Raw genomic sequence first — 19,175 nt, forward strand, 5'->3', positions numbered from 1 at the left:
ACGTGCGTTTCCCCATGAGCAAGCTCAGAGGATGGCAACTGGTGACGACTCCTGCCCCAGCTTTGCGAGGGATCGCCTGAGGTCAGTTGAGGGCCTCGCGTGATCGTCGCCCATGGGGAGACACATCGGGCCATGCGGACCTGATCAAGAACCGGGACGGTTCTTCTACTTTGCCCGTCACGGCGCTTGACCGTGATGCGACGCGGTCTCCAGCTTTGACTTGCCTGGACGACGACACCGGAGATGGTGAGGGACCATCTCACCAAGTGCCCCAGGTCGCATGGATTCAGACAAACATCATCGAGGGCCACGCCCATGGGAGAACGAGTATGAAGAAATCCAACAGCTCCTCCGTGACTACGGCCTGACATCGGCCCGTTCCCGAGTCGCCTGGCAGGCGGACATGTTCCACTGCTATTACTGGCGGCTCTTTGGCATCAGGGAAGTCCAGGGCTGGAAAATGGAGGCGGTATTGCAGAACGGTCTCTGGCAATGCCTTGTGAGAGGTGTCATCCGGATGGTGGCGGAGGCCGCAGCATGTACCGCAGACCCCTTGGGATTCTTGGTCGTGGACGCGGTGACCCAGCTGGAAGAGCGCATCAAGCACTACAGCCTCCAGGTGGCGGAAAAAATTGATGCCGTAAAGATGGAGGTGGATCTGCAGCGTGCTCTTGAAAACCTTGAGGTGACGCTGTCTGTCGCGTACGCTGGCATCCCCTTGGCGCGACCTTACAGTCTGAACGCAACCTCTTCAGCGGTGCGAGTTGGCTGGAGGGACTGGGAGGCTGAGCCGGAATAGCCCCCTCCCCAGCAATCATCCGATCCATGCCTCAAAAATCTTGCCAGTCGGCGCGGCATATCGTTCCCTTACAACATGCACCAACTCATCGCATGGGAGCAGCCTGGTCACTCCGTTGTGAGGCGGTGCAGCGAAGATCAATCCGCCCTCCTGCTCCGCCATGTTTGGAATCGATGAACTGGTCGCCGTCGTTCCGCCTCCGTCCACGCCAAACGTCAGAATGACGCAAGCGGACTGGATGCAGATCTTCGCTCATATGGGCACCCGGTTGCCGGGTGACTTTGTGGCAGCGTACGAGCGCTACGGAGAGGGGCACTTCTTCTCCCACAGCCACAAGACTTCGGCCTACCTCTCCTTGTGCGCCGGGGTGATGAGCATGCAGTATCTCAACTTTGTGCCAAGGCGGCTCTCGGACCTGCGGGTGCAGAAGGAAAAACGCCCGAAATCCGTTCCTCTGCCCCTCTACTGGGAACCCGGAGGATTGTTGCCATGGGCGACGGCGGGCAACCAGATCGACCTCTGCTGGCAGGTTCGGGGAGAACTGGTGGACAACTGGCATGTTGTCGTTCTGAGGGCCGCTCAAGGCGAGCACCAGGTGTTTGAGATGAGTGCCATGCAGTTTCTGGCGCGCGTCATCACGGGAAGAATTTCGTGTCCCCTGCTGCCAAAAGGCTTCCCAGGAGAAAAGGGAGTCGGGTTTAGGACCTTCCATTAGCGCAACGGAATCGCTCGAGGGCTTTATGTGTCAGCATCGACACAAACGTCCACCGTAAAAATGAGTCCAGGACTGCTAACCTGACCCGGCAATCATCCGATCCGTGCCTCAAAATCCTTGCCAGCAGGCGAGGCATGCTGTTCCCTTATTCCATGCACCAACCCGGCAGATGGCCCGGCATTCTATCCGGCATGGCGTGTCTCCTTGCAGGGATGGGGCAAGTGATGCTTGATGCCGCCGAACCTGCCCCCTCCCGCCCGCTCATGACGACTCCCACCTTGTGCACGCTGGCTTCCGGCCCCGGCCCGGAGGACCTAGACCTCATCGAATGGAAGGGGCGCACCGCCCTGCTCACGGCCACCTATTCCCGAGCCCGGTTTCCCAAGGAGCCCCACCCAAAACCGCGCGTGGGAGCCCTGGAGATTTATCTTCCGGGCGAGGAACGATTCAAGCCAGCTCCCATGGCCTCAAAGCCTCTGGAGCACTTTGCCCCGGTGGGACTGAGCGTGGTGCGAAACTCTCTGGCTCCGGGCCTGGAGGGCAAGCAACTGGCTTATGTGACGAACGCCTATCCCGGCAAGGGGCTTCTGGCGAAGGGCGGATCGGTTGAAGTGTTTGAGGTGGATGACGAAGCCGGACAGGTGAAGCACCTGGGCACCTTGGGTAATGTTTACGACGTGTGCGACGGACGGAGCGAGTTGCTTCACAAGATCAACGGCATCACCGCCAGCCGGGATGGCACCGTGTACGCCACTACGTTTGGCACGTTCCCTTCCAGATCCGGGGAAACGCAGCTCATCGAACCCGCCTCCCCCGCTGGCCAGAAGCGAACGATCAACTCGATCGTCTGCTTCACGCCCAACAAGGACGACGCAACCAAGGGCTCTTGGGGTGTGGTGGCGTCGGGAATCAATGGAGCCAACGGCCTGGCACTGAGCCCTGGAGAAACGTTGCTCTATTGCAACGCCTACCACGGCCGGCAGATCCTGGCGTTTGAACGCAACGAGCAGCCGGGAGGAGGACTGAAAAAATGCCACGGCGTCGTGTACCGAGGCCTCCCCTTCCGGCCGGACAACCTCAAATGCCCACCCAACGGAGAGCTCTGGTGCACGGGACAGCGCTCGCCCGTGCCCACTTTCCTCCACCTCCTCAGCGGTGCCAGACTTCCCTCACGCGGCGGTGTGGCGAGGCTGCACTGGGACGCAGGACAGTTCAAACTCAGGCACGATGCCGAGTGGCTGAAGGACCTCGATGGGGACAAACACGCACCGAGCGTGGCTCTGCCTCTGGGTGATGCCTTTTATCTGGGCCACATCATGCATTCAGGAGTGACCGAGGTTCGCCTCCATCCGAAAAAACAGGCGCCCGTTCACGCCGCGAGCCCTCCCAACGTCAGCATGAATGCTCCTGCAAATGCGGAAAAGCCGCAGAGTGAAGAGGCGCCGCGGTAAGCATAAGGCGGAATGAGATCCGCTGAGCTTGGAATCACCAGCCATCTTCAGTTCGAAGTTTATTCCTGAAGGGGATATGTAACACAACCCTACGTTGGCGAGCTTCAATCGAGTCTACGGTGGGTAGAAGCAGAGATGTCTTCAACGCTGAAAGCGTTGTGTAGATGCTACGCCGCCTGAATTTCCTGGAAGACTTCCCTGAGCCGCGTAAACGCGGAACTCCAACCCTACCCTTGGAGCCGGTGGACGGACTCACACTGATTTCCTCGAACACCCGAATGGGTTCCCCCCTGTTGATGCTGGCTGCCCCCACTTCGCCACCCAGTCCTTTCCCGCACACCCTGCCGCCTCTGCTCCCCATCTTGTCAATCCTGTCTAGTCTGCGTCCGCCTCCTCCGGAGCCCCGTCCGCTTTTTCACCGCCTTCGTCCGGGTCTTGGGTTCAAGGAATCCACCCAGCATCTCCCGCCTGACGATGAGCCGAAGACTGATGAGCAGGGCGATCGCAGTGATGAGGTTGGAGATCTGGATGAACAGATGCCAGCGCTCCAGGGCGGCATTTCCCTGGATGGGGAAAAAGGCATCCACCCAGTAGTCCAGCACAATGGGCAGGTACGGCTTGAACAGAAAGAGCACCAGCCCCAAAGCAGACCAACGCCAGCGATAGACGGTAATCCCCGCCGCGACCACCAGGACGGTTTGAGTGAGGAAGTTCAACACAGAGGCCGCCGTGACCTTGAAAGCCGCAGCCGAGGCCGCTCCAGCAGCCGTCGAGGCCAGGAGTTCCGGAAGCTGAACAAGGGCTGCAGGGAGGATCATTCGGGGGAAATGAGCACTGGGAGCTGGGTGAGGCATTGCGTTCTTCCCGGCAAAGCAGCGTTGTGTCAACCGCGCAGGCAAACTCAAACCGTCAGCTCGGACGGGGGCTTCCAAGCGTAAGAACCTCCAGGGGAAGCTTGCAAATTCCCGCCCGGCTTGCTTCCCCGCTCATCTGTGGCAAATTGGCTACCCTTCAGTTTTCCTTCCGCCCTGCACAGCCTCCGGCCCCCTGCTCCTCCGCTTAGCTCCATGTTCGATATTCGTGAAAAACCCAATCTGGTCGAGAGCGCCCTGCTGATCAGTGTTTATTTCCGCAAAGAAGAAGCAGCGGAATCCAAGGACCTGCTCGACGAACTCAAAGAGCTGGTGAGCTCTTTGGGCATCGGCATCGGTGAAGCACTTTGCGTGCACGTGCGCGAAATCACCCCGAGGTACCTGACCGGCAGCGGCAAGGCTGCCGAGCTCATGGCCCGGGCCAAGGAACTGGGCTGCGACAGCATCATTTTTGACAACGAACTCTCCCCTGCCCAGCAAAGGGCCTGGGAAGAGGAGTCGGGGCTGTGCGTGATTGATCGCCAGGAAGTGATTCTGGACATCTTCAATCTGCGGGCACGCACCAGGGAGGCCCGCCTCCAGGTGGCGCTGGCGCGCATGGAGTACTCCATGCCGCGCCTCACCCGTATGTGGGCGCACCTTGACCGCCAGCGCGGTGCGGGTGGCGGTGGCGCAGGCGGCTCCGCCCGTGGCGAGGGGGAACTGCAGCTGGAAATTGACCGCCGTCTTGCCAACAAGCGAATCGACAAGTTGAAAGCCGACCTCATCGAGGTGCGCAAGCAACGCGACACGCAGCGCAAGGAACGCAGCCGCGTGCCCGTGCCGCATGGCGCGATCGTGGGCTATACGAACGCGGGTAAGTCCTCCCTGCTCAACAAGCTGACCCAGAGTGAAGTGCTGGCAGAGGACAAGCTCTTTGCCACGCTGGACACCAGCACCCGCCGCATGGAGCTGCCAGACGGCCAGCAACTGCTGCTGACGGATACGGTTGGCTTTGTGCGTCGCCTGCCGCACGATCTGGTGCAGAGCTTCCGCGCCACGCTGGAGGAGACCACACTGGCCGACTTCCTGATCCACGTGGTCGATGCCAGCCATTTGAGCGCCCATACGTTCTATGAAACCACCACCGAGGTGCTCAAGGAGATCGGAGCCGGGGACAAACGTGTGATCCTGGTGCTGAACAAAATGGACCTGGTAACGGAGGAATCCCGCCTGCATGAGCTGAAGAACCAGTTCCCGGACGCGGTGCAAATCTCTGTACAAACAGGTCAGGGTATCGATGATCTCCTGCACAAACTGCACGAGATGGTCTTTGACCGCGTGCTACGACTGACACTGCGTCTGCCAATGAACCGCCTCGACCTGCTGGCCCTGGCACATGAAGAAGGCAAGGTGCTGAGCGAGGAATACGAGGACGACATCGCGGTGGTGCAGTGCGTGGTGCCCAAGCGACTGGCGTCGAGGTTTGAGAAGTTTGCGGCGAAGAACTAACCGGGACCAAGGTTCAAACTTCAATCTTCAAAATCCAGACCCGGGAAGGGATGTTAATCGATTAGCCTTTAGCCATGAAACTCACCATCAACGGAATTGCCCAGGAACACGTGGAGCCACTTACCGTACAGGCCCTGCTGGACGTTCTCGGGTTTGAGGGCAAGCCGGTGGTCGTGGAGCTGAATCATCGGGCCCTGTTCCCACGCGAACTGGGAGAGACCGCACTGCATGACGGTGATGCGCTCGAGGTGGTGCAGATAACCGCGGGGGGCTAGGACCGTCTTCGCCGAGACACAAGTTCACCGTAGCGCAGATTGGCAATCTGCTGTGCCGCCGATTGGCAAGCGGCACCGCTCGTCAAAGCGAACAAACGCTTGATCGCGGACCAGCGAGACAAAGGTTGGCACAGGCAGCTCAGACTGCACTTCCATCGTCTTCAAAAAGCAGGCGCCCCCGTGACGCAGGAGATGCCGTCCCACCAGACGGCGTGGCAGTGATCGCACAAAAGGTTTCGTATTGTGTCTTGGCAGCGTGGGAACGTATCGATAGCATTGGATGTTCCTGAGCCCTGCGGCTGATCCGCAGGAAATTGTGGATGCTCCAAACCAAACCACCCAACATTGCATCGCATGGCCCGAGTCAGCACCTACCTGAACTTCCCCCGCAACACAGAGGAAGCCTTTTCATTCTACAAAACCGTGTTTGGCACGGAGTACTCTTGTCACATTGCGCGGTTCAAGGACATACCACCCCAACCCGGCCAGCCACCTCTCCCGGAAGAGGACCAGAACCTGATCATGCATGTGGAGCTGCCAACTCTCGGCGAACACGTGCTCATGGGCACGGATGCGCCAGAGTCCATGGGCTTCAAAGTGAATGCTGGCAACAACGTGTACCTCAATCTCGAACCCGACACGCGCGAAGATGCCGATCGCCTCTTCAATGCCCTGAGCGAAGGCGGCAAGATCGAGATGCCGCTGCAAGACATGTTCTGGGGCGCTTACTACGGCAGCCTCACCGACCGTTTCGGCATCCAGTGGATGGTGAATGTGCAGAACAAGTAGTGCGATTTTGGAAACTTCGGCGCGGTTGATCGAAGACGATCGGCTGCGCCAAACCTGTTGGACAGGAACTGTAAAAGGCTCTCCCAACCTGCTGACGCAAGCGCCAGGTTCGATGTAAGCACTTGGCCAGCAGGATGGTTGGCGCACAACGACGCTCCGCCCTCTCCATCCAGCTGTTCAGGTCTGATGTCTGGCAGTCTGCTGTCCCCCTCCCCCACTCCTCTGCGAAAAACGGTTCTCGATCACCGTTGAATAGGTCCTCCTGCCACCTCAGGCCCTTCTTCCATGTCCACCTCCACTCCCCCGCCCTCGTCGCCTACCGTCACCAAGACGACCCGCCGTGACTTCCTGCTGGCCACGTCCTTGACGTCCACGTCCGTGGCCCTGGGGGCATCTGCGGAGTCGCCGAAGCCTGCCCCCAAGGCCAAGCCGACGGTGCCCAAGGAGGAGCACGGCCCGGTGCCGCCCATCACCCCCGTGCCGGGCCCGGCCTTTCTGCATGCGGGTCCGATGGTAGGCCATGTGACGCCCACCACTGCCCGCCTGTGGGCCAAGGGTTCGAATCAAGGGGAACTGGCCTTCAAGGTGGGCAAATCACCCGATCTATCTGACGGCCGCACATTGCCACCCGCGGCACTGGTGGAGCTTTCATCCTTCACCGGTCAGGCAGAAGTACAGGGTCTGGAGCCGGCCTCGACCTATTTTTACACTCCTCTGCTGGATGGAGCCCCCGCTTTGTCCCGCCCTTTTCCAAGCTTCACCACGGCCCCGGCGGCCGACCACCGCGGGCGACTGCGCTTTGCCTTCGGCTCCTGCGTAGGACGACGTGGCTATGTCTCGGCCGCCGCCTTTGGCGAGATGGCCGCACGGGACAATTTCGACCTGCTCCTGATGCTGGGCGACAATCACTATGGCGATACCACGGACCCGGCCCTGCTGCGTGACTTCTACCACATGAGCCGCACGGTAGGTGGCTTTGAGAAACTGGTGCGTCAGAAACCCACCTACGCCATCTGGGATGATCACGACTTTGGCCCCAACAACTCGGACGGAACCTCGAAAGGCAAGGAGGACTCGCTGCGGGTGTTTCAGGAATGGTGGGCCAATCCGGGCTATGGAGAAGAAGGCAACCCCGGGTGCTACCACAGCTTCTCCCGTAGCGGGGTGGACTTCATCATGCTGGACAGCCGGTACCACCGCACCCCCAACAAGGTGGCGGAGGACGGCACCAAGACGATGCTGGGCACACGGCAGCTCCAGTGGTTAAAGGACAAACTGTCCGCTTCCACGGCGACCTTCAAGATCGTGGCTTGCGGCAGTGAGTGGCAGACGATGACCCAGCCGGACTGCTGGTCCTCCTTCGCCCGCGAGAGGAAGGAGATCTTCGACCACATCACCCAGAACAAGATCGAGGGCGTTGTCCTGCTTTCAGGTGACCGGCACTTCACGGCTGGCTATCAGATTCAAGGACGGTTCCTGGAGTTCACCAGCGGACCTTTCGGCAGCACGAACGGAACCTTGCAGGAAAACCCAGAGCGCTTCACCGGCGCGGATAGTGGTAAACTCTGGACCGTGCTGGATCTAGACACCAGTGCCACTCCACCCACCCTGCACTACGAGATCTGGCAGGCTGGCGGTGGACTGCTGGAACGTCGCGAATTGAGCATGGATGAGGTCAATGGTCGCAAGGCCATCGAGCCCTCGCCCTACCCGCTGGTGCCGGAGCGGATGGAGCCGAAGAAACCCTCACCAAAAAAGAAGCCTTAGATCCCTTCGGATCAACCCAACTTCACGGATTGTCGTCCACTCGGTCACATTGGGCTGAAGACGAAAATCCACCCGGTATGAAATCGTTTCTCATCTGGTCCTGCGCCACCTGTGTGCTTTCCATCATCAGCTTCTTTTGTGGTCGGGGTTACCAGGATCTGAGAAACGGCTACAAGTTGGAGGTGTTAAGGGAAGAGAGCGTATCTTTCCCTCTGGGAACGGTGAAGCGCATGCAAGTGATGGAGAGTGTCGGGCTTGGTTTTCTTGATACAGACACCTCAATTATCCAACTGGGAGACGTGACTCTTTACAAAGCCAGGCGGGCTTTTCAAGAAAGCTGGCCCGTCGTGCAAAAGTTGAAAGTGGACGGCAACTCCCTGGCGTGGCACGACGGGCACTGGCAATATCAGTTGAGAATAGAGCCGGTGGAAAAGGAGAGCGTCAAGGAGCAGGCACCAGCCAAGGAACAGCAACCCGAGCCCGGGGCCGCCAAATAGGATAACTCCGCCTAACCATCAACCCCTCCAAATGAAAATCACAGACTTACTACACTCACCATAACCATTGGCGCACTACTCCTCCTCTTCGGTGGAATAACCCTGTCTTCTGCTGAATGAAAAAGGTATGATTCCGGCATGAATGCGCAGCCAGTCTCAGATAAGGCGGACGCTTCCCCCGCGGACCAGTCAAGTGCAGTGGATCACACCACCGCCGGTGCCTCAACCCAAACCGACGCGTCCAATCCCCGCACGACGGGCTCCAGCCAGACCGCCACGACCAAAGGCGAGAAGAAGGTGTTTTATGATGACCGCGAAGTATACGGCATGTGAGAGGACGTGTCGTGGCCTGCAGCGAGCCACAATTCTGACGGGATTAACAAGATCTTGAATGATCAGCAAGATGGGAAAAGCATTTAGGAAATAGCGGGAACTGGGGCGGCTTGCAGCAAAAAGCCATTGGCGGGCTTTCAGGGGAAATTGTGGCCGGCTGCAGAGGGAGGGTTGCTTCTCAGGAAGGATTTGTGGCAGCATTCATGGACAAATTACATTGTCCCATGAGGTATGCCCTGATCCTTGGATTGATGAGCCTGGTGCTGGTAAGCGCAGGCTTTACGCATCCGCAAACAGCCTGGGTATGGTGGTGGACCGGCGGCAGTTTTGCTCTGGTGGCGCTTGGTTATGCTCACACTCGATGGGGATCAAGCGTGTTTGGCAAGCGGGCAAATGGACGTATCGCTCCGCTGCACAAGGTACTGCTTTTTCCCTACCTGGCCTTCACCTGGACCGTCTGGCATCTGTACCGGCTCTTGGATCGCATCCCGGCAACCCATCGCATAGCCGACGATCTGGTGGTGGGTCGCCGCCTGCTGCCTCACGAACTACCAGGTGAGTTTGCCCACTATGTGGATCTGACCGCAGAGTTCGAGGAGCCCAAAAATATTCGCGACCACTCTTCGTACTTCAGCCTGCCGGTTCTGGATGCGGATGTCCCGGGAAAGCTGGCGCTCAGAGCGGCTTGCCAACGCGTGGCCGTCGGGAAAGTCTATGTGCATTGTGCGCAAGGTCATGGTCGTACAGGAATGTTTGCCGCCGCCCTCCTGGCAGAGCGCGGGGTTGTGACCTCTGCCAGCCAGGCACTGAACCTGCTGCGCCAACAACGTCCAGGGATAAACTGGAACGCCCGCCAGAGACAGTTCATGGAGGAGTATTTTCAGGAGACAGCCGCACAACCACAAACCGCACCGATCAGTGTTGCTCCTCAAATGGAACGGAATTGAACGAGGCATCCAGCGTCGCAGGATATAGGAGGAGCCTCGATGAATCGAGCACCTCATAGGCCGGCGAAACGGCATCAAGCCCCCGTACTCCAAGACGCTTCGCGAGGTATGGACAAGTTGGTTTGGACAGGCGCGCAGAGTTGTTTGGACGAGTTTCGGAAAGGCCTGCGCAAGCGCACGACAGTGTCTTGGAGTGCTGGCGGATCGACGCCGCTTTCGCCTGCTGGCAGAAGGGCGCAACTGAGGGAAGGCGTTGCCAGCAGGTTCGAGGAAGCTGGGGAGGAGAGAACGCAACGATGCAGCATCCTCAGCCGCGCAGGACTCCCTACAGCAGCCCTTCCGCCATCCTTCTCGCCCACGCATCCGCCTCAATGATCGCTTCCAAGGACGGATGCTCCACGTTGGAGTGTTTTTGCATCACCTCCTCGACGGTGGCCCAAATGGCAGGGAAATTGAGACGCTCATTGAGGAAGGCCTCCACAGCCACCTCATTGGCGGCGTTCAGTACAGCAGGCAATGTACCGCCCGCTTCGCCCGCCTCACGGGCAAGGCGGAGTGCGGGAAAGACGTCCACCCGCGGAGCTTCAAAATGCAAAGCTGCCAGACGGGCAAAGTCCAAAGGCGGCAGCGTGTTGGACACGCGGTCTGGCCAGGTGACGGCGTACTGGATCGGGAAGCACATGTCCGAGTGGCTGAGCTGGGCCAGTACGGAGCTGTCCACAAACTCGACCATGCTGTGCACGATGCTCTGGGGGTGTACGACCACATCCACGCGGCTCATCGGCACGTCGAAGAGCCAGCGAGCTTCGATCATCTCCAAGCCTTTGTTGAAGAGCGTAGCGGAATCAATCGTGATCTTGCGCCCCATGTTCCAGGTAGGGTGTTTCAGCGCTTGGGCCACCGTCACGTGCTCCAACTCGGTCGCATCCACCTTGCGAAATGGTCCGCCACTGGCGGTCAGAAGAAGGCGACGCACATGGGCGGGGTCGCGCCCCTCCAGGCACTGGTAAATGGCGTTGTGCTCGCTGTCCACGGGCAGCACCCATACGCCCTGGGCCTTGGCCGCGCCCATAACCGCTTCGCCGGCCATGACAAGGATCTCTTTGCTGGCGACTGCGAGGTCTTTGCCCAGTCTGATGGCTTCCAGGGCAGGTTCGAGTCCGGCGGTGCCGACGATGGCAACGAGGACAAGGTCAGCCTCCGTGGCTTTCACCAGATCCACCAAACCACGGCTGCCGTCGAAAATCTCTACATCTGCGGGGAGGAGTTGGCGAGCCCGCTCTGCGGCCTGCGCATCCGTTACGGCCACTTGCTTCACTCCCGTCTCCGCGACCTGGCGGACGAGGGCTTCCACACTGCGCTGGGCGGCAAGGCCCACGATCTCCATGCGATCCGGGATGTCCTGTGCCACTTTCAGCGCGCTGTGCCCGATGGAGCCCGTGGAGCCCAGAACGAGCACCTTGCGACGATGAGGACGTGGACGGGCAGGAGCAGAGGCAGAGGAGGCGCTGGAAATCGTCATGCAGGAGGCAGGAAACGGAAGCAGATGACTGGCACTGAGGAGGATCGGATGGCTGGATCCGTTCGGCGCTAGGAGATGGACTTCAGGTAGCAGTAGGCCACCGGTGCGGTAAAGATGAGGCTGTCCGTGAGGTCCAGTATCCCGCCGATACCCGGAAGCTTGTGACCGGAGTCTTTGATGGAGTGGCAGCGTTTTAACACGGACTCGGCAAGGTCGCCCGCCACGCCAGAGATGCTAAGGAGGGGTGCCAGAATGAGGGCGTGTCCCCAGGTGAGCGGGGCCAGTTTCTCCGGCACGATCAGCATCATGGCCACCATGGCGAGGTAGCTGCCCGCAATGGCACCGCCGAATCCCTGCCAGGTCTTGGCCGGGCTGATGTGCGGGATCATCTTGTGCTTGCCCAACCAGGAGCCAATGGCATAGGCCCCCATATCGCCAAATTTGGTGGTCATCACGAAGAGCAACAGCAGATGGCGTCCGCTGGCAGCCCCTTCAAAGAACAGCAAACGGGTCATGAATCCCGCCAGGAAAGTGGTGTACACCATGCCAAACACGAGGTTCTGAATGCGGCGGAGGGTGTTGGTCCCGTCCAGGGCGGTGCGGAAGCTCAGGTAAAACGCGCCGTGCAAAGTGATGACCAGCATCGCCGCATCCAGCCACCACGGCGGCTCCCGATGCCCGGGAACGGTGAGCAGACCGGTCGCGACCCAGTAAACAAAAGAAATGGAGACGGCCAGACGGGTGAAGTCCCGGGACTGGGCATCGGCATTCTGCAGCCTGAAGTACTCCCAGGTACCGAGAATGCCCAGCAGACCCACGATGCCCACGAGCACAGAATCCAACTGCAACCAAAGGGCCACGCTGATGAGCGCCCACAGGATGAGTGTGCTGGTGAGCCGGACCCGAAACACCTGAGCTTTGCTGGGGGCTGGGCTGGCGGAACCGGGGGCAGAAGAGGAAGCGGGCATTGAAGCCTAAACCAAGCTGAAACAGGGCGCTCGAACAACCCTTTTTTAGTTGAGACGCTGCGCTGGTTGAGATGCTACGCTGGTTTAGGGCCCGCAAGCGGGCTGTTGAGGCGCTTCGCTGGAGTGGGAGGAGGTCAGGGCAAGCAGGCGTCCGTTCTGACAGGATTAACAATTTAGTTGAGATGCTACGCTGGCTGAGACACTCCGTTGGTTGAGGGGCCCGCAAGCGGGCTGTTGAAGCGCTTCGCTGGAGTGGGAGGAGGTCAGGGGTAAGGAGGCGGCCGTTCTGACAGGATTAACAAGATTAGGAAAAGATTAACAGGATGGCAAAGGCAGGTCCGGATTGAGCTGCGTCCATCGCGACCGCCTCAACCATCCCGCTTGCGGGAGCCTCAACAAGCGCAGCGTCTCAACCAGCGCAGCGCCTCAACCAACCCTTGCGCCGCTCCCTTTTCCGTTGTTTGTGCAGGGACGTACCATGGAGTTTCTCAATTCGCTTGCTCAACTCATGAACGGGGGCCTGCTGGCCATCGCGGAGGGGGTGTCCCCCATGCTGATCATCCTGGCCCTGCTGCTCACCTCGCTGGTGCTGGTGTCGCTCGCGCTGGTACGGTTTCAGCAGTCGCTGCTCATCGGGTACTTCCTTTGCGGGGTGGCGGCGGCGAATTCGGGGTTGCTGAAGCTGGCCGGACCGGAGTTTCACCACAGCATGTCTGGCTTCGCAGAAGTGGGCGTGGTGCTGCTCATGTTTACCATCGGTATTGAGTTCTCCCTGGCGGAGTTGAAGCATCTCCGGCACACCTCCTTTGTGGGCGGTGGGATTCAGTGCGGCCTAACGATGCTGTTGGCCTTCGTAGTGTTCAAGCTGTGCGGGTTCAGCGTCGTGCAGGGCCTGGTGGCAGCCGTCGCGGTGGCCGTGAGCTCCACGGCGGTGAGCATGAAGACCTTCCAGAGCCTGGGCATCCCCGCCGGGCCAGCCAGCCGAACGACGCTTGGGATCGCCCTGTTCCAGGATCTGCTGGTGATCTTTTTCATGGTGATGCTGCCAGCGCTGAGCAAGTCCGCGACGGGCGGTGGGGAGGACTCGCACCTGTGGGGTTCTCTGGCAGGCACGATGGGGAATGGGGCCATCTTCGCTGTGGCAGTTTGGCTACTGGGCCGGTATGTGGTGCCGCGGGTGATGCTGGCCGTGTCCAACACGCGGAGCCGGGAGCTCTTCACCCTCATGGTGGTGGCGCTATGCGCTGGCGTGACCTGTCTGGCGGCGGCTCTAGGCTTGAGCCCGGCGCTGGGTGCCTTCGTGGCGGGACTGGTGGCCAGTGGCTCCATCTACAGCCACCGGGTGATGGCGGACATCCTCCCCTTCAAGGACCTGTTCCTGACCCTGTTCTTTGTCTCGATCGGCCTAACCATCGATGTAAGCATTCTCTCCCAGAACCTGCCGTCTGTGGTGGCATTCACTTTGGCACTCATCCTGGTGAAGGCGGCGGTTGTGGCGCTGGCATGCCGGGCGCTTCATCTCACCTGGCGGGCGGGACTGATGACCACGGCGGCGCTGGCCTCCGCAGGAGAGTTCTCCCTCATTCTCATGACTCGCTCCAAGGCGCAAATGCCATGGGACGAAGTCTTCGTGCAGGTCTTCAACACCTCTGGAGCCATTTCCATGGCCCTGGTGCCGACCCTGATGCGAGCGGTGCCAAACATCGCCGACTGGTTGGAGCGAAAGGGTTACGTGAAATCGAAGAAAACAGCGGCGGTGAACGCTGACTACAAACAAAAGATCAAGTCCCTGCGCGGCCACGCGGTGCTGTGCGGCTATGGTCACGTGGGGACAGCGCTCCACCGCTCCCTGTCGAAATACGGAATCGAGGTGCTGGTGATCGAGCTGAACGTGGACACGGTGCGCACGCTGAAGCGTCAGGGCATTTCCGTGCTCTATGCCGATGCCGCCCAGCGCGAGACCTGGGAACTGGCACGGCTCAATGACGCGAGTCTGGTGGCCTTCACCTTCCCCGATGCGCGCATTGCCTTCGAGGCCATTCAGCTCGTGAAAGAGTTCAATGCGGAGGTGCCCATCCTCGCACGCAGCCGCTTTGCCTCTGACCGCGGACGCCTGCTGGACCGCGGAGCCACCGCCGTGGTGCAAGATGAGTCCGAGGCCGCAACCTCGATGCTCCGGTACGCGGAGGGCATCTACCATGAGCTTGAGAGCGGCTCAGGGGAGGATGAGCGGGACGCAGACAGAGACAGGATTAACAAGATTTAGAAGAGATTAACAGGATTGGAGCAGGTTCGGAAAAGACGAGCCACTTCCCGCAGGCCCAGAGCCCCTCCTCCCATCACGGCGCATCCAAAGCCTTGACGCACTGACGCACTGGAATCCGAAGCGAACCACCACCAAACACCCAGCACGCCTGACCGAAACGCCCGATCAAACTCCGCGCGCAACCAAACCTGCCATCTTGGCATCGAGTTCTTTGAAATTAACCTCGAGTTTGCCGAGGCTCTCGTGTTGGAAGGTCTGACGCTTCTGCTGGTCTGAGAGTTTTTCGCGGGTCGGAGCGAGGATGCGATGGAGGGCGGCGTAGAGATCGCGCACCTCCTCCTGCGTATGGAGTTGGAGCTGGTGGCGCAGCTCCGGGCGGGCGGCATTGAGCTTGAAGGTGGCCGCTTTCCGCGTGGCGGCGAAGACGCGCCCACACGCCAGCCAGAGGAGCCATGCCATGAGAGACCCGGCAGCAAGGGCCCCCAGACCGACGCCCCAGTGGCCGAGCCCGGCAAAGATGCCGGCGGAGATCGCGGAAACAACGCCAACAAGCACCATCCAGATCATCATCTGGCGGGAGTTCGCCAGGGCAGGCGCGAGTTCAGCCTCGATGCCCACGGCCTTGATGACCCGGTTCACCAGTGAGCCGGTGTTGGCGGCGAAGGTGGATTTGTACTTCTTCCAAAACGCAGGCGACTGACGCAAGTCCTCATGGAGCTGCACGCGGAGCTCCTCCGTCATGTGCCGGGCAAGGTGGTCGGCAGCCTCATTGAGGTCATCCTCCAGGATGGAGGCGCTTTGCTCCCAGCGCTGGCTGGAGGGAACGTCCAGCTTGTCCCGCAGGACCTTTTCCACACCCACGACGGAGCGGCGTTCCTTGAACGTGCACTTGAACGCGAGCTTCTGGTCGAAGAGGACCTCGAGGTGCTTCAGCAGTTCTTCTGCCAGCCAGGTAAAGTCGAGCTCGGTAGCATCCACGGCAGCACTGAGCTTCGCGAGGGTCCGCTCCTGCCGCGTGGCGAGCTCTCCCTCAATGGTGGCCAGCCCAGCCTGCTTGCGCTCACGCGCTGCGATGCGGGTTGTCGACTGGGCGGCTAGTTTGCCCACCATGGTTTGAGCAATGCGGAGGGCATTGCCCAGCTTCCCCAAGCGGGGGCCACTGCCGCCGATGCAGTCAGAAATGTGTTGCTCCAGCTTGGGGTAGCCGCTCTCCTCCATGAGCTTCTCCCGGTCCAGTCCGGAGCTGCGAGCCAGATAGGCGCGCTTGGCCGAGACGGGGAACACCGGAAACTCCCGCCCGAAGCGCTGGCGACAGAGCTGCAGCATGTACTGCTGGATGGAGACGATCTCCTCCGGCGTTCTGAGATCCGCCTGCTGGAGCACGAAGATGACGTGCCTCATCCACTGACGGTGGACCTTGTCCAGGAACTGCCAGGTAGAAGCCCCCCACGGATTCATGGCGGAGAACACGAAGATGACCATGTCCGCCAGGGGGACGAATCGCTCCGTTATTTCCTGATGCTCGTTTTCGATCGAGTTTGTGCCAGGAGTGTCCACGATGTGGAAGTCCTTGAGGAACTCCACCGGGGCATACACCTCCTCAAGCGTGCGGCTCACCGGCACGTGACGAAGCTGCGGGCCATGCTTGAAGAAGAAGATCTTGTCCGTGGTGGGGACGATACCGGTCTTCGTGAGATCGGTGCCAAAGAGGGCATTGAGGAACGTGGACTTGCCCACATTCACCTCCCCTACCACCACGAAGACGAAGGGATCCTTGAGGCTGTTGACGAGGTTTTCCAGGATGCCCGCCTCCTCCGGCCCGGCCCCGAGCTCAGGCACGAGGGCCTTGAGCGAATAGAGAGCGGTGCCGAGGCGGGAACGCAGGTCGAAATACTCCTCACCGATCATCCTGGTCCGTTGCGTCTCCTTTCTGCATGCGGCCTCTGGGGATGGGAGGGTGAGGTTGAAACTGAAGCGGAGGCGGGACGGTGCGAAAGGTGGCGAAATCACTTCACTTCTTAGAAACCACCGGGAGCCGGGGCCAGGGGAGCCTCTGATGGCACTTGCTGCGGGAATCCCACCCCAGGAGCGCCGGACGGGGTCGGAGCAGTCAGGGGAGCCCCAAGACCGGGCAACGGTGCCGGGGCACCGGGAGCGGGCGCCGCATTGCCAGCCACAGCGGGACCGCCGGCAGGTGCTGCCACTTCCATGTTGATGAGCTGGCTCACGGTGACGAAGCGATAACCTTTGGAAAGAAGGCCATCCAAGGTATTGGGCATGGCGTCCACGGTGGGGGCGTGCAGATCGTGTGCCAGCAGGATGGCACCAGGATGGGCGCCATTCACCAGTCGGCTGGTCACGACACTCACACCGGGGCGCTTCCAGTCCATGGGATCCACACTCCACATGATCGTGCTGTAGCCGTACTCGTCATGGAACCATTGCTTCAGGCGGGCATTCGTGCCGCCACCAGGGGGACGCATCGTCCGCGGATGATACCCGGCGATGTCCACAAGAGCCTTGTGGGTATCCCCCAGCTCCTTGCGGATGCGATCGTCAGACACCTTCGTGAGAATGGGATGCGTATAGGTGTGGTTCCCGATCTCATGACCTTCCGCAAGGATGCGGCGGATGATGTTGGGATATTCGCGTGCCAGCTGCCCCACCACATAAAACGTCGCCTTGATGTTGCGCTCCTTGAGCATGTTCAACAGCCGCGGCGTGTTCGTTGGGTGCGGACCATCGTCAAAGGTCATGGCGATGTACGGGCCATTCACGCGCACGGAGGAGTACGAGTAGCGGGCACCGGGCGGCGGGACCTTGGGGATCTGGTAGAAATCCGGGTTCTGCAGACCGCGCTTGAGCCCCCCACCCGCGTTTGGCGGCGGCGTGGGCCGGCTCTGGATGGGTGCAGGCGTGACCACCTGCGGTTCCTTCTTCAGCATCGAGCAACCCGTTTGCCCACCTGCGAGGACGACACTGAGCCAGAGGGAGAAAAGCATGCGAGGTTTGGTCACTGGATGGAGAGATTTTTTTAAGGTGAACAACAGAGGCCGGATTGGTTAAGCACCGTAAACGATCCCGCCGGGTTGAAAAGCTGGAAATTTACAGGCCTGTTCGTGCTTGGTTGGAGTCGAAGCCTCCATTTTTCATTTTTAACCGCCACTTTCCACTTCACCCACACCCACATAAGGGGCAAGAATCGCACCCAGCGATGCCACCGTCTCCTCTGGCCAGAAGCTGCGAGGCGTGAGCATGGCACCGGTGAGAGCCGCGTGCTCTGGCCAGTTGGCCACGGTGGGGATGCGGGGGATGACGCGGGCAACAATGTTCTTGGCCCGGGCCGCATTCGCATGCAGGTGGCCGACCACGGTCTCCGCAGTCACGGGTTCCTCCTCGATCTTCCAGCAGTCGTAGTCGGTCACCATGGCCAGCGTAGCCAGGGCGATCTCCGCCTCACGGGCGAGCTTGGCCTCAGGAAGATTGGTCATGCCGATGACATCAAAGCCAAGCTGGCGGTTCGCGTTGGATTCCGCCCGAGTGGAGAAGGCGGGACCATCCATGCAGACATAAGTACCGCCATCATGGACGGTCGCCCCCTCCTCGCGGGCCGCCTCTGCCAGAAGCTGACGCAGTCCAGTGCTGATCGGATCTGCAAAGGCGATGTGCGCCACGATGCCCCGACCAAAGAAAGTGTGCTGATCCCGACGGGAAAGGCGGTCAAAGAACTGGTGCGGCAGGACGATGTCCCGCGGGCGATACTCCTGGCGCAGACTGCCGACGGCAGTGACGGCGATGATGAAACGCACCCCGAGAGAGCGCAGCGCATAGATATTTGCCCGATGCGGCAGCTCAGTGGGGAGAAGGCGGTGTCCACGACCATGGCGGGGCAGGAAATACACCCGCCGACCCGCCAGCACCCCGGTGACAATGGCGTCCGAAGGATCACCAAAAGGCGTCGACACCCGGAACTCCTCCCGGTCCGTGAGACCCTCTATGTCATACAGACCACTCCCACCAATGATGCCGATGGCGGGCACGGTGGACTCGGAGGCAGAGGCGGCGGATGGGCTGATGGGGGAGCTCATGAGATAGCGCTCTCCCTAAGCAGGGCTGGCAGACGGGTCAAGCAAAGGCAGCGGGGAACAGTCGGGCTGTAGGCGTGCGGCTCAGTGTAAGGCGGCAGGGTATCGAGTGGCGATTCCCGTGCGCACACCCGAGCGTGTATTTCCAGAGGTGCCTCGCATTCAGCAGGTGCACACGGTCAGTAGTTTGCTGCTCGGAAGAGCCTCCGATGTCGAAAGCCGCTCAGATTTCCAAACCACTCGGAGATTTTCACCACCTGGCGACGAAGTCGCTGTGGAGTGCGTGCGGGAACCGCCGCTTTCGCGGCCCTGGTGATCATCTCCCATCAGACAACTCCAACAGCGGCATTGGCCCTCTTCACCTCGCGTCAGCGTCTTGGAGTGCCGGTGGCTTGAAG

The 19,175-nt window shown here is 60.3% G+C and carries 17 protein-coding genes; 11 read left to right on the plus strand and 6 right to left on the minus strand.

All coding sequences use genetic code 11. The annotated features are described in order from the left end of the window. Nucleotides 1-280: 280 nt before the first annotated feature. The 3 genes from BV034_RS23920 to BV034_RS23930 all read left to right on the plus strand — a co-directional run bounded on the left by BV034_RS23920 (nucleotide 281) and on the right by BV034_RS23930 (nucleotide 2,965). Nucleotides 281-799, plus strand: a complete 519-nt coding sequence (locus tag BV034_RS23920; RefSeq protein WP_050029489.1) for a hypothetical protein — start codon at nucleotides 281-283, stop codon at nucleotides 797-799. A gap of 160 nt (nucleotides 800-959) precedes the next feature. After that, nucleotides 960-1,514, plus strand: a complete 555-nt coding sequence (locus BV034_RS23925; RefSeq protein WP_050029490.1) for a hypothetical protein — start codon at nucleotides 960-962, stop codon at nucleotides 1,512-1,514. A 134-nt stretch (nucleotides 1,515-1,648) separates the two neighbouring features. Continuing rightward, on the plus strand, nucleotides 1,649-2,965 hold the full coding sequence (locus BV034_RS23930) for an SMP-30/gluconolactonase/LRE family protein (RefSeq protein WP_265593395.1): 1,317 nt from the start codon (nucleotides 1,649-1,651) through the stop codon (nucleotides 2,963-2,965). Between the two features lie 365 nt (nucleotides 2,966-3,330). On the opposite strand, the gene BV034_RS23935 is transcribed toward BV034_RS23930, so the two are convergent. Further along, nucleotides 3,331-3,783 (minus strand): hypothetical protein, encoded by a 453-nt coding sequence (locus tag BV034_RS23935; protein WP_050029492.1) that lies wholly within the window; start codon nucleotides 3,781-3,783, stop codon nucleotides 3,331-3,333. 249 nt (nucleotides 3,784-4,032) lie between these two features. On the opposite strand from BV034_RS23935, the gene hflX reads away from it, so the two are divergent. The 7 genes from hflX to BV034_RS23970 all read left to right on the plus strand — a co-directional run bounded on the left by hflX (nucleotide 4,033) and on the right by BV034_RS23970 (nucleotide 9,936). After that, nucleotides 4,033-5,328 carry a GTPase HflX gene (hflX, locus tag BV034_RS23940; RefSeq protein ID WP_050029493.1) on the plus strand — a complete coding sequence of 432 codons (1,296 nt, stop codon included), beginning with the start codon at nucleotides 4,033-4,035 and terminating at the stop codon, nucleotides 5,326-5,328. Between the two features lie 74 nt (nucleotides 5,329-5,402). Further along, nucleotides 5,403-5,603: a sulfur carrier protein ThiS gene (thiS, locus tag BV034_RS23945; RefSeq protein ID WP_050029494.1), complete on the plus strand. Its 201-nt coding sequence runs from the start codon at nucleotides 5,403-5,405 to the stop codon at nucleotides 5,601-5,603. A gap of 354 nt (nucleotides 5,604-5,957) precedes the next feature. After that, the gene (locus BV034_RS23950) at nucleotides 5,958-6,392 is read left to right on the plus strand and encodes a VOC family protein (protein ID WP_050029495.1); all 435 of its coding nucleotides are present in this window, start codon (nucleotides 5,958-5,960) and stop codon (nucleotides 6,390-6,392) included. A gap of 285 nt (nucleotides 6,393-6,677) precedes the next feature. Beyond that, the gene (locus tag BV034_RS23955; RefSeq protein ID WP_050029496.1) at nucleotides 6,678-8,159 is read left to right on the plus strand and encodes an alkaline phosphatase D family protein; all 1,482 of its coding nucleotides are present in this window, start codon (nucleotides 6,678-6,680) and stop codon (nucleotides 8,157-8,159) included. Nucleotides 8,160-8,272: 113 nt separating this feature from the next. Beyond that, nucleotides 8,273-8,656 (plus strand): hypothetical protein, encoded by a 384-nt coding sequence (locus tag BV034_RS23960; protein WP_265593396.1) that lies wholly within the window; start codon nucleotides 8,273-8,275, stop codon nucleotides 8,654-8,656. Nucleotides 8,657-8,794: 138 nt separating this feature from the next. Beyond that, nucleotides 8,795-8,989: a hypothetical protein gene (locus tag BV034_RS23965; protein WP_050029498.1), complete on the plus strand. Its 195-nt coding sequence runs from the start codon at nucleotides 8,795-8,797 to the stop codon at nucleotides 8,987-8,989. Between the two features lie 110 nt (nucleotides 8,990-9,099). After that, nucleotides 9,100-9,936: a protein-tyrosine phosphatase family protein gene (locus tag BV034_RS23970; protein WP_265593397.1), complete on the plus strand. Its 837-nt coding sequence runs from the start codon at nucleotides 9,100-9,102 to the stop codon at nucleotides 9,934-9,936. A 325-nt stretch (nucleotides 9,937-10,261) separates the two neighbouring features. Here the strand turns inward: BV034_RS23970 and BV034_RS23975 are convergent, their stop codons facing one another. After that, the gene (locus BV034_RS23975; RefSeq protein WP_050029500.1) at nucleotides 10,262-11,458 is read right to left on the minus strand and encodes a 1-deoxy-D-xylulose-5-phosphate reductoisomerase; all 1,197 of its coding nucleotides are present in this window, start codon (nucleotides 11,456-11,458) and stop codon (nucleotides 10,262-10,264) included. A gap of 68 nt (nucleotides 11,459-11,526) precedes the next feature. Next, on the minus strand, nucleotides 11,527-12,426 hold the full coding sequence (locus BV034_RS23980) for a phosphatidate cytidylyltransferase (protein WP_050029501.1): 900 nt from the start codon (nucleotides 12,424-12,426) through the stop codon (nucleotides 11,527-11,529). Nucleotides 12,427-12,904: 478 nt separating this feature from the next. Here BV034_RS23980 and BV034_RS23985 point away from each other — a divergent pair, with 478 nt between their 5' ends. Continuing rightward, on the plus strand, nucleotides 12,905-14,692 hold the full coding sequence (locus tag BV034_RS23985) for a cation:proton antiporter (protein WP_050029502.1): 1,788 nt from the start codon (nucleotides 12,905-12,907) through the stop codon (nucleotides 14,690-14,692). A gap of 165 nt (nucleotides 14,693-14,857) precedes the next feature. Here BV034_RS23985 and BV034_RS23990 read toward each other — a convergent pair whose 3' ends face one another. The 3 genes from BV034_RS23990 to mtnP form a co-directional block, all read right to left on the minus strand. After that, nucleotides 14,858-16,600: a dynamin family protein gene (locus BV034_RS23990; protein WP_050029503.1), complete on the minus strand. Its 1,743-nt coding sequence runs from the start codon at nucleotides 16,598-16,600 to the stop codon at nucleotides 14,858-14,860. A 110-nt stretch (nucleotides 16,601-16,710) separates the two neighbouring features. Next, on the minus strand, nucleotides 16,711-17,694 hold the full coding sequence (locus tag BV034_RS23995; protein WP_081888070.1) for a polysaccharide deacetylase family protein: 984 nt from the start codon (nucleotides 17,692-17,694) through the stop codon (nucleotides 16,711-16,713). Nucleotides 17,695-17,847: 153 nt separating this feature from the next. Next, the gene (mtnP, locus tag BV034_RS24000; RefSeq protein ID WP_050029505.1) at nucleotides 17,848-18,780 is read right to left on the minus strand and encodes an S-methyl-5'-thioadenosine phosphorylase; all 933 of its coding nucleotides are present in this window, start codon (nucleotides 18,778-18,780) and stop codon (nucleotides 17,848-17,850) included. Nucleotides 18,781-19,175: the final 395 nt, after the last annotated feature.

This window comes from Verrucomicrobium sp. BvORR034 (assembly GCF_000739635.1).
Taxonomy (GTDB): Bacteria; Verrucomicrobiota; Verrucomicrobiia; order Verrucomicrobiales; family Verrucomicrobiaceae; genus Verrucomicrobium.